The following is a 12,445-nucleotide window of genomic DNA, read 5'->3' on the forward strand; positions in this document are numbered from 1 at the left end:
ACAGATTTATGGATTGGATTTGTTGAGAAAATGTTACAAAAATATAGTGGTCAGAGGTCTAACAAGGAATCAATCAAGGAAGATTGAACATGAATCCAGCCACGCTGTGGCGCAGTGCATTTATGCCGCGCCAAACTCAATGGACAAGAACTCAACAACGTCAAGCAGACATCCTCTCTCTATTTACCTTCATCGCTTTCCTCGTCGGTATCTACAGCCTGATCAAATGGTCCAAACATGGACATGAAAGCCTAATTTTCACCTCAGTACTCTTAATCGCACTCGAACTAATATCCGCCTTCAGCCTGAGATGGTTCAAACAACCAGCATTGTCGCTCAATCTTGGTTTTGTTGGCATGTCAGTGCATGCACTCAACATCATCTATCAAAGTGGTGGCGTGGTCGATTCTACCCAAACTTACTGGGTGCCTTTGTTAGTCGTCGCTTTCTTTTTATCTGGCACTCGTATCATGGCGATCTCTTGGAGCGCGTTAGTAATAGTGCTTTCTGCGGTAATGACGTATCAGCATGTGTCTGGTTTTGGTTTTCCCCAACTCGTGTTGTCTGAATCGGCGCAGCGTGTGGAGATATGGTCAGGTACCGTGTTACCGCTGGTGGTGATTTGTATTGCGCAAGCCTTTACCGCCAAGCAGCGAGACATCGCGATTGAAAGTGCAGAGAAAGCTAAAGCAGAAAGTGAGTTGGTGGCACAAAAGGCGACAGAAGGGGAGCTACGTTTAGCAGAGGTGCTAGAACAGGCGAATCAAAACTCAAGTGAGTTGAAACAAGTCTCGCAAGTGCTGGATGAGCAATCATCGCAATTGGATGCTCAGGTGAATGCCCTTAATGTAAATAGTGAATCCCAAGCCAGTGCAGCCGAGCAAATGAGTCAGCAAGTGCATCACATGACGACTGGGATTGAAGAGTCCAGCAAGTTTGTCGAAGAGCTGCGCGAGAAGAGTGAGGGCGTTCATCAACAAGCTGAGAAAAGCTCGGAATTATTGGAGGACTCTACCCAAGCGATCAGCCAGATCATTACCAGCCATGAAGACATCATGAAAGTGGCGGACTTGATTACGTCGGTTGCGGAACAAACCAACTTGCTCGCTCTGAATGCCGCTATTGAAGCGGCGAGAGCGGGTGAGCAGGGCAGAGGTTTTGCGGTCGTTGCGGACCAAGTGCGAGAGCTTTCAGCTAAGAGCAGTCAGTCGGCGGTGGAAATTCGGAACTTGCTTGATCGCAGTGAGCAAGAAGTGAAGCATGGTCAAAGCGTTGTGACATCGAGTACAGAGCGAATGAACACCATTATTCAGCAAGTTACCACCATCTCTCACGATGTGCAGAGTCTGTCTGGCATCATGGCGACGCAAATGACGGCTTTAAAAGAGTTAGATGAAGCCAGCAGTGAAGTTGCTAACGGCGTAGTGAACACCAAAATCATTGCCGAAACTGTCGCGCAATACGGCAGCGAACTGAACGGGCAAGTGGTCGCGGTGCGCAATCTGACTCAACAGCTTGATCAAGTTGTCTCAAAAATCTAACCCCACCGCATAAAGGACTGGATGTCTATCCAGTTCTTTATTATCCTGTCGCAAATTCATTTCCAAAGAGTATTTATAGTGATTGGACGTCTTCGCGGCACTCTGCTTGAAAAGCAACCACCTGAAGTTTTAATTGAAGTTAATGGCATTGGTTATGAAGTTCAGATGCCAATGAGCTGTTTCTACGAACTGCCAAATGTCGGTGAAGAAGCCATTATTTATACTCACTTTGTTGTGCGTGAAGACGCACAATTGCTTTACGGTTTCAACACAGTAAAAGAGCGTGCGCTTTTCCGTGAAGTGATCAAAGCGAACGGTGTTGGGCCTAAGCTAGGTCTAGGTATCCTTTCTGGTATGACAGCGAGCCAATTCGTTTCTTGCGTTGAGCGTGAAGACATTTCAACGCTGGTGAAGCTACCAGGTGTTGGCAAGAAGACTGCTGAACGCCTAGTTGTAGAAATGAAAGACCGCCTGAAAGGGTGGGGTGCTGGCGATCTGTTTACGCCATTTACGGATGCAGCACCTGCGGACTCTGGCTCTGCGGGTTCTAATAACGCAGAAGAAGAGGCAATCAGTGCGCTCCTTGCTCTGGGCTACAAGCCGACTCAAGCGTCGAAAGTGGTTTCTCAGATCGCTAAACCGGATATGACCAGTGAGCAACTGATCCGTGAAGCACTAAAATCAATGGTGTAACGGAAAGCCCAAGGGAACAATATGATTGAAGCCGATCGTTTAATCGCTCCAGAAAATCCTTCGTTTCGTGATGAAGATGTCATCGACCGTGCGATTCGTCCTAAAAAACTGGCAGATTACCAAGGTCAGGATCACGTTCGTGATCAGATGGAGATTTTCATCAAAGCTGCTCAATTGCGAAATGAAGCGCTTGACCACCTTTTGATTTTTGGTCCTCCGGGCTTGGGTAAAACCACGCTTGCGAATATCGTCGCCAATGAGATGGAAGTGAACATTCGAACCACTTCTGGCCCAGTGCTTGAGAAAGCAGGAGACTTGGCGGCGCTGCTGACTAATTTAGAAGAAAACGATGTACTGTTCATTGATGAGATTCACCGCTTAAGCCCGATGGTTGAAGAGGTGTTGTATCCAGCAATGGAGGATTACCAGTTGGACATCATGATTGGTGAAGGTCCTGCAGCACGCTCTATCAAAATTGATTTGCCACCTTTCACTTTGATCGGTGCAACGACGCGTGCAGGTTCTCTGACTTCGCCACTTCGTGACCGTTTCGGTATTACGCAGCGCCTTGAGTACTATAAAGTAAAAGACCTGCAAGATATCGTTCAGCGCAGTGCCGATTGCTTGGGCTTATCGATGGAATCAGAAGGTGCATTGGAAGTCGCTCGCCGTGCTCGTGGTACACCACGTATTGCTAACCGACTATTGCGCCGTGTTCGTGACTATGCCGAAGTGAAAGGTAATGGTCATATATGTGCTGATACAGCAGACAAAGCGCTGAACATGCTTGATGTGGATGCAGAAGGCTTTGATTACATGGACCGTAAGCTGTTGCTTGCGATCATGGAGAAATTTGGTGGTGGACCTGTCGGTTTAGACAACATGGCAGCCGCGATTGGCGAAGAGAAAGACACCATTGAAGACGTTCTTGAGCCATATCTAATCCAACAAGGCTACTTGCAACGCACTCCCCGTGGTAGAATTGCTACAGATCGCGCTTATCTGCATTTCGGAATTGAAAAATAAGATTCCATCGCTGGGCGCTTAGCGCTCAGCGTTTCACCAATGTTGACCAACCTCTCATTTATTAAATCTCTTCTAATACTAAATAGGTAATAGAAACTTATAGATTGTTAACTCTATGTTCTTGCCTAACTGATTATTTTCTCTCCTGATTACTCTCTATTAACATACTCATCGAATATCGATTGATCTGGATCAATGTGATGGATTTTTGTGCAAAATCAGCGCATAAAGATTGATGTATATCAAAGCGGTTTCCCGCCATAAACCTTTTGAAACAAACTGTTTTTACAAGTAATATTAGACCCAGCTATATTAGCTGATGCTTAACAATTAACTAACCAATGAAGCACATTTTTGCAACAAAGCGTTGTGATAATTCAACATTTTTCAAGTGTGAATAACACTTGTGTATGGATTGCAATATGTAGAGAGTGTCATTCAGCCGACACATAGGAGTTACCATGATTGACGTAGTTGATCTGTCGCGGTTGCAGTTTGCACTGACAGCGATGTATCACTTCCTATTCGTACCATTGACTCTTGGTATGGCCTTCCTTTTGGCCATTATGGAATCGATGTACGTAATGACGAACAAGCAAATCTACAAGGACATGACCAAGTTCTGGGGTAAGCTGTTCGGTATTAACTTTGCACTTGGTGTGGCTACCGGCCTTACCATGGAGTTCCAGTTTGGTACGAACTGGTCTTACTACTCCCACTATGTAGGTGACATCTTCGGTGCACCACTGGCGATCGAAGCACTGGTTGCTTTCTTCCTGGAGTCAACTTTTGTTGGTCTATTCTTCTTCGGGTGGGATCGTCTATCTAAACGTCAACACTTAGCGGTAACCTGGTTGGTTGCTCTGGGTTCTAACTTCTCTGCACTTTGGATTCTTATTGCGAACGGCTGGATGCAAAACCCAGTTGGCGCTGAGTTCAACTTTGAAACCATGCGTATGGAAATGGTGAGCTTCGCAGACGTTGTACTAAACCCTGTAGCGCAAGTTAAATTTGTACACACAGTAGCATCTGGTTACACGTGTGGTGCAATGTTCGTTCTAGGCATCAGTTCTTACTACCTATTGAAAGGTCGTGATGTGGCGTTCGCTCGTCGTTCGTTTGCTATCGCAGCTTCTTTCGGTATGGCAGCAATCCTGTCTACAATCGTGCTAGGTGATGAATCTGGTTACGAGCTTGGTGAAGTTCAAAAAGTGAAGCTTGCAGCAGTCGAAGCTGAGTGGCACACAGAACCAGCACCAGCGGCGTTCACACTGTTCGGTTTACCAAACCAAGAAACAATGAACACCGATTACGCAATTAAGATCCCTTACGTTATGGGTATCATCGCGACACGTTCATTTGACGAGCAAGTCACAGGTCTACACGACTTACGTGAAGAGCACGTTGACCGTATCCGTACTGGTATGTACGCATATGAATTGCTTGAAAAACTGCGTGCAGGCGACAAGTCTGAAGCAAACATGACTGCGTTTGACGAAGTGAAGGGTGACCTAGGTTATGGTCTACTTCTAAAACGTTACACAGAAAACGTTGTTGACGCGACAGAAGACCAAATCCAAGCTGCTGCAGATGACTCAATCCCAACAGTATGGCCGCTATTCTGGTCATTCCGTATCATGGTTGCGTGTGGCTTCATCATGTTATTCGTATTTGGTGCATCATTTATCCAAACATGTCGTCAGAAGATCGAACAGAAACCATGGATTCTTAAAGCTGCATTGTTCAGCATTCCACTTCCATGGATTGCGATCGAAGCAGGTTGGTTTGTTGCTGAGTACGGTCGTCAACCGTGGGCAGTAGGTGAAATCCTACCGGTACACGTTGCGGCTTCAGCACTAACAGCAGGTGAAATCTGGACTTCACTATTTGCAATCCTAGCGCTGTACACTGCATTCCTAATTGCAGAAGTATACCTAATGGTGAAATTCGCTCGTAAAGGTCCAAGCAGCCTGAAAACTGGTCGCTACCACTTCGAGCAAAACGCTGACTCTGTTGAAGACAAAGTTAGCCGCCAAGTAGAAGCGTAAGGTAAGGAGACAACAAGATGTTTGATTACGAAATCTTGCGATTCATCTGGTGGGTACTGATCGGTGTTCTACTAGTTGGTTTCGCTATTACTGACGGTTTCGATATGGGTGTAGGCGCGCTTGTACCTGTTATCGGTAAAAACGACACACAACGTCGTGTAATGATTAACTCAATCGCTCCGCACTGGGATGGTAACCAAGTTTGGCTTATCACTGCTGGTGGTGCATTGTTCGCAGCATGGCCTTTGGTTTACGCGACATCGTTTTCTGGTTTCTACCTAGCGATGATCCTAACTCTAGCGGCACTTTGGCTACGTCCGATTGGTCTTGATTACCGCTCAAAAATCGAAGATCCAAAATGGCGTAACACTTGGGATATCTGTATCTCAATCAGTGGCTTCGTTCCACCAATCATCTTTGGTGTAGCGTTTGGTAACCTTCTACAAGGTGTTCCATTCCAGTTGAACGAATTCCTAATGCCAACGTACCACGGTTCATTCTTTGGTCTACTAAACCCATTTGCTCTGTTATGTGGTCTAGTAAGCTTGTTCATGATCCTGATGCAAGGTGCAACTTGGCTTCAAATGAAGACAACTGGCGAAGTACATACTCGTGCTCGTAATGTGGCTCAGCTAACAGGTCTACTAACTGTGATTGCATTTGTGGTTGCTGGTTTCTGGATCCAAAGCATCGAAGGCTACGTTATCGTAGGTGGTATCGACACAGCAGCAGCTTCTAACCCTCTAAACAAAGAGGTTATCCGTGAAGCTGGTGCGTGGATGAACAACTTTGAACGATACCCAGAACTGTGGGTTGCACCTGTACTGGGTGTTGCTATGCCGCTACTAGCTGTATTGGCATCTCGCCTAGAGAAGTGTGGTATCGCGTTCTTAACTTCAAGTCTTGGTAACGCTGGTGTTATCTTTACTGCTGGTATTGCAATGTTCCCATTCGTAATGCCTTCAGACCTAATGCCGAGCCAAAGTCTAACAATGTGGGATGCAACTTCATCTGAACTGACTCTGAACCTAATGACAGGCGTAGCGTTTGTTATGGTTCCTATCATCCTTGCTTACACGTCTTGGACTTACTACAAGATGTTCGGCCGCTTGGATGACCAGTTCATCGAAGAAAACAAAAACTCACTATACTAAGGAGCTATTACTATGTGGTATTTCGCATGGATTCTAGGTGTACTACTTGCTTGTGCATTCGGTATCATCAACGCTCTTTGGTTAGAGCACTCAGAAATGATGGATAAAGACAGTGAGTAATCTCGCTGACAAGGTAGCGAAACTTCACGCACCAATGGACAAGACTCTGCTGAGAGTCTTGGCCTTAATCCTCGGCTTTATGCATGTAGGGTTGGTGATGTGGGATCCGAACGCATACCATCGAGAAATTGGTGGCTTTAATGCGTTTATCGCACCAGCGCTGATTTGGGCAGTGTGCTCAAGCATGGTATATGGTGTGGGCTTCAAGCCAAGAAATTGGTACTGGCAGGTGCTGTTCAGTCCTTATTTCTCGCTCGCTATCTTAATTTATCTAACTGCACTGTATTTCATGTAAGCGTTACAGACTGAAATAAAGTCGGTTACTAAATCATCGAATAAAAGCCAGACTCATAGTCTGGCTTTTATTTTTTCTACAAATTTCAAAAATATTCCCTTAGCTCAGTACCAATTGCTGTCGCTTCAGTTATAGTAATTGCTTTAAAGAATTGAATATATTGGTACTCCCTTGCAAGGCACATCAAATTCCTTCCGCTGGCCAATCACGGTGTATTACGAAGACACTGATGCGGGCGGCGTCGTCTATCACTCAAATTATTTAAAATTCTTTGAACGTGCGCGTACTGAGTTATTGCGTGCAAAAGGCATTTCTCAAAATCTGTTGTTGGAACAAAATATAGGTTTCGTTGTCCGACACATGGATATCGATTTCAACCAAGGGGCTAGATTGGACGAGCATTTGACCGTTCTTACCCGAGTGTCAGAAATAAAACGTGCGTCTCTGCAATTCTGTCAAGAGTTAGTCAATGATGAAGGCAAAACATTGTGCAAGACAATTGTTAAGGTAGCATGTATCGATAATAAGATAATGAAACCAATAGCTATCCCATCTTTTATCAATTCGGAGCTAACAAATAGTGACTGCTGATATTTCCATTTTAGATCTCTTTCTTCAGGCCAGTCTGTTGGTAAAGCTTGTGATGTTGACACTACTCGGTATGTCTGTCGCATCTTGGGCAATGATCATCAAGCGCAGCAAAGTGTTGTCTCAAGCATCGAAAGATGCCGAGTCATTTGAAGACAAATTCTGGTCAGGTACTGATCTTTCTCAGCTTTACCAAAAGGTAAAAGCCCGTAAAGATGACATTACTGGCACAGAAGAAATCTTCTACGCAGGTTTTACAGAGTTTGCACGTCTACGCAAAAGCAATGCGAATTCTCCAGCTTACATCATGGAAGGTACGGGTCGTGCGATGCGTGTCTCCGTTGCTCGTGAAGTCGATGAACTGGAAACGAGCCTACCATTTCTTGCCACAGTTGGTTCAATTAGCCCGTACATTGGTCTATTTGGTACTGTTTGGGGCATCATGCACGCCTTTATTGCACTAGGTGAAGTGAAGCAGGCGACACTTTCTATGGTGGCTCCTGGTATTGCAGAAGCACTGATTGCAACTGCTATGGGTCTATTTGCCGCTATTCCAGCAGTAATGGCTTACAACCGTCTAAGCAACAAAGTAAGTAAGTTAGAGCACACTTACGCGACTTTCTCTGAAGAATTCCACAGCATCCTGCACCGTCAAGCGATGGCGGGTAGAGACAGCGCAAGTAAGGAATAAGGCATGGCGGGTTACCAACCTAAAAAGCGTAAAATGACAGCAGAGATCAACGTCGTGCCATATATCGACGTCATGCTCGTATTGCTGATCATTTTTATGGCAACCGCTCCATTTGTCACCCAAGGTGTTGATGTAGATCTTCCACAAACATCGACAGCTGAATCGATGCAAGATATAGCGGGTGATACAGACAGCAGCTTTATCATCATTGAAATTGATCGCGACGGTAATTTAGGTCTGAGCGTGAATGACGAAGAGGTTCAGCGCGGTCTATCACTACAAGACGTGATTGTACGAGTGAAAGCAGAACGCTCTATCAAGCCAGATTCACCTGTTGCGGTGGGCGGCGATGCGGCGACGCCATATGCTGACGTTGTACTTTTGCTTGACGAGTTAAGTCGTGCAGGCATCCCAAAAGTGGGTCTGATGACCGATATCAAGGAATAGACATCGTACATCTATGAAAGACAACAAGAAGAAACGCAAAGAATACACCAAGCCGATAGCGATATCGGTTGGTTTGCATGCGCTGTTAGTCGTTGCTCTGCTTTGGGGTACAGATTTCACAATGTCTAAGCCGGAACCTACGGGGCAAATGGTGCAGGCAGTGGTCATTGACCCTAAACTTGTTCAACAGCAAGCGAAAGAGATTCGTCAGCAACGCGAAAAAGCTGCAAAGAAAGAGCAAGACCGTCTTGATAAGTTGAGACGTGAAGCTGAGCAGCTTGAGAAAAATCGCAAAGCAGAAGAAGAACATATTCGTAAACTGAAAGAGCAACAGGCGAAAGATGCCAAAGCCGCTCGCGAAGCCGAAGCTGCTCGTAAGAAGAAAGAGCAAGAGCGTAAGGCAGAGGAAGAACGCACTCGTAAAGAAAAAGAACGTGCAGCAAAAGCAGAAAAAGAACGTAAAGCCAAAGAAGAGGCTGTACGTAAAGCTGAGCAGCAACGCATTGCTAAAGAAGCTGCCGCAGCAAAAGCGGAACAAGAGCGTGTAGCGCGCGAGAAAGCTGCGAAAGAAGCAGAAGAGAAAGCGCGTCGTGAACGTGAGGCCGCAGCAAAAGCAGAGCAAGAACGTATTGCGAAAGAAAAAGCCGCGAAAGAGGCAGCTGAAAAAGCGCGCAAAGAAAAAGAGCGTCTTGAGCGATTAGAGCGTGAGCGTAAAGAGCAAGAAGCAGCGTTGGATGACATCTTTGCTGGTCTAGAAAGTGAATCTGAACTTAACCAAGAAGCAAAGAATCAGCATGTTAATTCGGAAGCTGATCGTTATGGTGCGATCTATAAACAGCTAATCGAAAGTCGTATCATCAAGGATGACTATCTTGTGGGAAAGTCGTGTAGGTTGAACATTAAGCTTGTGCCAACAGGAACAGATGGCGTAGTGAGTAGTGTTTCAATTATCAGTGGTGATGCTCGTTTATGTAGCGCAGCAAAGAGCGCAGTTAATCAAGTTGGTAATTTCCCTATGCCAAAAGACCGCGCCATTATAGATAAAATTCGTGATGTTAACTTAACGGTTGATTATTAAATTAAGGAACTGAGACGTGATTAAACGCCTTTTACTAGGAATGTTTGTACTGCTTGGCAGTCTAACGAGTGTGGCTCATGCTGCACTAGAGCTGGTGATTACTGATGGTATTGATTCAGCACGACCAATTGCTGTTGTTCCATTCAAATGGGAAGGCAGTAAACCTCTTCCAACTGATATTTCAGCTGTGATTGCTTCTGATTTGCAACGCAGTGGTAAATTCAGCCCTGTACCAACGAGCAAAATGCCACAAACTCCATTCAATGAATCAGAGGTGAACTTTGATGCGTGGACTGGCCTTGGCGTTGATGCTCTGCTAACTGGTTCAATTAAGCAAAACGAGCAAGGTAACTATGTGGTTAACTACCAATTAGTGGACGTTGTTCGTGGTCAACTAACGGGCGGTCAGAGTAAAGCTCTTGGTGGTGATGGTGAGCTGGTACTTTCTAAAGATCATGTTCTTTTCAATAAAGTAGCAACGGTTGAAGCTCCACGCATGCGTGAATACGCGCACCGCATTTCTGACCTTGTTTACGAGCAACTTACTGGCGAACGCGGTGCATTTATGACGCGTATTGCTTACGTTGTTGTAAATGACAAAGATCGCTTCCCATACCAACTTCGCGTTGCGGATTACGATGGTTACAACGAACGTTTGGTACTTCGTTCTAAGCAACCGCTTATGTCTCCTGCATGGTCACCAGATGGCCAGAAGCTAGCGTACGTGAGCTTCCAAAATGGTCAGGCTGAAATCTTCATCATGAACATCTATACCGGTGAGCGTGAGAAGGTAACGTCATACCCTCGTCATAATGGTGCGCCAAGATTCTCGCCGGATGGCAGTAAACTTGCTTTGGTACTGTCTAAGACAGGTTCACTTCAGGTTTACACCTTGGATCTAAAAACACGTAAGCTGACACAAATTACGCGTGGCAGATCAAATAATACGGAACCGTTCTGGCACCCCGATGGCAAATCGCTGATTTTCACATCAGACAGGGGTGGTAAACCTCAGATTTATCAAGTAAATTTGGGCAGCGGTTCAACTAACCGCTTGACTTGGCAAGGCAGTCAAAACTTGGGTGGACAAATCACTCCTGACGGCCGATTCCTTGTCATGGTGAATCGCAGTGATTCGGGCTTCAACTTGGCTAAACAAGATTTGGAAACAGGTGCTCTTCAGGTGCTAACAAAAACGTTGCTTGATGAGTCTCCGAGCATTGCCCCAAATGGTGGCATGGTTATCTATAGCTCGATTTACAACAAGAAAAACGTACTATCGATGGTGTCAATTGATGGTCGATTTAAAGCTAGATTACCGGCAACAAATGGGCGTGTAAGAGCTCCCGCATGGTCACCGTTTTTGTAGTAAGAAAAAATTGATTAATAAAGGAAAATAAGATGCAACTGAACAAGGTTCTAAAAGGGCTACTAATCGCGATTCCTGTGATGGCTATGACAGCATGTAGTTCAAGCGATGACGCTGCTTCTAACACTGGTGCAGAAACAAACACTGGTGCTGCAGAAACAACAGTCGTTACTCCGATCGATCAAAACGGTCAGCTAACGGAGCAAGAGCTAAAAGAGCAAGCGCTACGTGAAACTCAAACTATCTACTTCGCATTTGATAACTCAACAATTGCAGGTGATTACGAAGAAATGCTAGCAGCTCACGCTTCTTACCTAAGCAAGAACCCTGCTCTAAAAGTAACTATCGAAGGTCACGCTGATGAGCGTGGTACTCCTGAGTACAACATCGCACTAGGCGAGCGTCGTGCAGAAGCAGTATCAAACTACCTACAAGCACTAGGTGTACAAGCTGACCAAATCTCTATCGTTAGCTACGGTGAAGAGAAGCCACTTCTTCTAGGTCAATCTGAAGAAGTTTACGCTAAGAACCGTCGTGCGGTTCTAGTATACTAATTCGAGGTAAACCTCATGTTCAGTAACACTAAGCGCGCTGTTACGCTTACGTTACTGGCAAGTGCAGCGAACTTCGCGTTCGCTGCACCAGCTCCAGTATCAGATCTCAACAGCACGTCATCAGTATCTACTCGATCTTCTTCAGAAACCGACATCGAGCGTTTAGAGCGCTTGCTGCAAAATCGCAACCGCGTTCAGCTTCAAATGCAAGAGCAAATTGACCAAATGTCACAAGAGATCAGTGATCTACGTGGTCAGTTAGAGCGTAATAGCTACGAGATGCAGCAAATGCTGAAACGTCAGCGTGAGCTGTTTGTTGAGCTTGATCGAGTGCGTGGCGAAATGAAAGCCGCACCTGTTAAAGAAACGAAACCAGCAGAGACGGGTGGTAAGTACACATCGAATGCCGATGAACAAACGGCTTACCAAGACGCGGTGGATTTGATCCTTAAAAAACGCGACTACACCGGTGCTATCGCTGCATTCCAACAGTTCCAAAAGGACTATCCTGATTCAACATATTCTGCGAACTCACATTACTGGCTAGGTCAGTTGTACTTCGCGAAGAAACAGGATAAAGAAGCTGTGAAGAGCTTTGCAGCCGTGGTTTCTTACAAAGATTCCAACAAGCGTGCAGATGCATTAGTCAAGCTAGGCGATATTGCTGAGCGTAACAACAATGCAGCGCAAGCGAAGAAATACTATCAGCAAGTGGTGGATGAGTACCCAGGCAGTGCATCGGCGAAAGTCGCTAGCTCTAAGCTGAAGTAAAACAACAAAAGGGAGCTCAGGCTCCCTTTTCTATTTCTGGTACTAGTAAAATCCCGTCAAAGCTTGGATT

Annotated in this window: 14 protein-coding genes; all 14 read left to right on the forward strand. The window is 45.5% G+C overall.

All coding sequences use genetic code 11. The annotated features are described in order from the left end of the window. Positions 1-89 precede the first annotated feature (89 nt). The 14 genes from AACR11_RS12700 to ybgF all read left to right on the forward strand — a co-directional run bounded on the left by AACR11_RS12700 (position 90) and on the right by ybgF (position 12,375). Complete coding sequence (locus AACR11_RS12700) at positions 90-1,541, forward strand: methyl-accepting chemotaxis protein (RefSeq protein WP_029789012.1); 1,452 nt, start codon at positions 90-92, stop codon at positions 1,539-1,541. Positions 1,542-1,619: 78 nt separating this feature from the next. Then, positions 1,620-2,234: a Holliday junction branch migration protein RuvA gene (ruvA, locus tag AACR11_RS12705; protein ID WP_009698278.1), complete on the forward strand. Its 615-nt coding sequence runs from the start codon at positions 1,620-1,622 to the stop codon at positions 2,232-2,234. A 21-nt stretch (positions 2,235-2,255) separates the two neighbouring features. Beyond that, positions 2,256-3,260 (forward strand): Holliday junction branch migration DNA helicase RuvB, encoded by a 1,005-nt coding sequence (ruvB, locus tag AACR11_RS12710; protein ID WP_009698277.1) that lies wholly within the window; start codon positions 2,256-2,258, stop codon positions 3,258-3,260. 461 nt (positions 3,261-3,721) lie between these two features. Further along, complete coding sequence (cydA, locus tag AACR11_RS12715; RefSeq protein WP_005450312.1) at positions 3,722-5,308, forward strand: cytochrome ubiquinol oxidase subunit I; 1,587 nt, start codon at positions 3,722-3,724, stop codon at positions 5,306-5,308. 17 nt (positions 5,309-5,325) lie between these two features. After that, positions 5,326-6,462: a cytochrome d ubiquinol oxidase subunit II gene (gene cydB / locus AACR11_RS12720; RefSeq protein ID WP_029789014.1), complete on the forward strand. Its 1,137-nt coding sequence runs from the start codon at positions 5,326-5,328 to the stop codon at positions 6,460-6,462. A gap of 12 nt (positions 6,463-6,474) precedes the next feature. Beyond that, on the forward strand, positions 6,475-6,582 hold the full coding sequence (cydX, locus tag AACR11_RS12725; RefSeq protein ID WP_000270284.1) for a cytochrome bd-I oxidase subunit CydX: 108 nt from the start codon (positions 6,475-6,477) through the stop codon (positions 6,580-6,582). Continuing rightward, a complete protein-coding gene (gene ybgE, locus AACR11_RS12730; RefSeq protein ID WP_017188312.1) occupies positions 6,575-6,877 on the forward strand; it encodes a cyd operon protein YbgE in 303 nt (100 codons plus the stop codon). The genes cydX and ybgE overlap by 8 nt, the downstream gene beginning before the upstream one ends. A 171-nt stretch (positions 6,878-7,048) precedes the next feature. Further along, the gene (gene ybgC, locus AACR11_RS12735; protein WP_029789015.1) at positions 7,049-7,468 is read left to right on the forward strand and encodes a tol-pal system-associated acyl-CoA thioesterase; all 420 of its coding nucleotides are present in this window, start codon (positions 7,049-7,051) and stop codon (positions 7,466-7,468) included. After that, positions 7,458-8,156, forward strand: coding sequence for a protein TolQ (gene tolQ, locus AACR11_RS12740; RefSeq protein WP_005450306.1), 699 nt, complete (start codon positions 7,458-7,460; stop codon positions 8,154-8,156). The genes ybgC and tolQ overlap by 11 nt, the downstream gene beginning before the upstream one ends. 3 nt (positions 8,157-8,159) lie before the next feature. Then, a complete protein-coding gene (locus AACR11_RS12745; RefSeq protein WP_005450302.1) occupies positions 8,160-8,603 on the forward strand; it encodes an ExbD/TolR family protein in 444 nt (147 codons plus the stop codon). 13 nt (positions 8,604-8,616) lie between these two features. Continuing rightward, entirely contained in the window at positions 8,617-9,681 is a 1,065-nt protein-coding gene (gene tolA / locus AACR11_RS12750) for a cell envelope integrity protein TolA (protein ID WP_029789016.1), read from the forward strand. 16 nt (positions 9,682-9,697) lie between these two features. Beyond that, positions 9,698-11,050 (forward strand): Tol-Pal system beta propeller repeat protein TolB, encoded by a 1,353-nt coding sequence (tolB, locus tag AACR11_RS12755; RefSeq protein WP_009698274.1) that lies wholly within the window; start codon positions 9,698-9,700, stop codon positions 11,048-11,050. Between the two features lie 32 nt (positions 11,051-11,082). Then, complete coding sequence (gene pal / locus AACR11_RS12760; RefSeq protein ID WP_005450296.1) at positions 11,083-11,604, forward strand: peptidoglycan-associated lipoprotein Pal; 522 nt, start codon at positions 11,083-11,085, stop codon at positions 11,602-11,604. A gap of 15 nt (positions 11,605-11,619) precedes the next feature. Beyond that, positions 11,620-12,375 (forward strand): tol-pal system protein YbgF, encoded by a 756-nt coding sequence (gene ybgF / locus AACR11_RS12765; RefSeq protein WP_005450293.1) that lies wholly within the window; start codon positions 11,620-11,622, stop codon positions 12,373-12,375. Positions 12,376-12,445 lie beyond the last annotated feature (70 nt).

The sequence above is a fragment of the Vibrio sp. L85 genome, assembly GCF_963871815.1.
Lineage (GTDB): Bacteria > Pseudomonadota > Gammaproteobacteria > Enterobacterales > Vibrionaceae > Vibrio > Vibrio harveyi.

Excerpts from the sequence above, each read along its gene's own strand:
- AACR11_RS12700 (WP_029789012.1), top strand. The coding sequence starts at position 90 with ATGAATCCAGCCACGCTGTGGCGCAGTGCATTTATGCCGCGCCAAACT.
- ruvB (WP_009698277.1), top strand. The coding sequence starts at position 2,256 with ATGATTGAAGCCGATCGTTTAATCGCTCCAGAAAATCCTTCGTTTCGT.
- cydA (WP_005450312.1), top strand. The coding sequence starts at position 3,722 with ATGATTGACGTAGTTGATCTGTCGCGGTTGCAGTTTGCACTGACAGCG.
- cydB (WP_029789014.1), top strand. The coding sequence starts at position 5,326 with ATGTTTGATTACGAAATCTTGCGATTCATCTGGTGGGTACTGATCGGT.
- cydX (WP_000270284.1), top strand. The coding sequence starts at position 6,475 with ATGTGGTATTTCGCATGGATTCTAGGTGTACTACTTGCTTGTGCATTC.
- AACR11_RS12745 (WP_005450302.1), top strand. The coding sequence starts at position 8,160 with ATGGCGGGTTACCAACCTAAAAAGCGTAAAATGACAGCAGAGATCAAC.
- tolA (WP_029789016.1), top strand. The coding sequence starts at position 8,617 with ATGAAAGACAACAAGAAGAAACGCAAAGAATACACCAAGCCGATAGCG.
- pal (WP_005450296.1), top strand. The coding sequence starts at position 11,083 with ATGCAACTGAACAAGGTTCTAAAAGGGCTACTAATCGCGATTCCTGTG.
- ybgF (WP_005450293.1), top strand. The coding sequence starts at position 11,620 with ATGTTCAGTAACACTAAGCGCGCTGTTACGCTTACGTTACTGGCAAGT.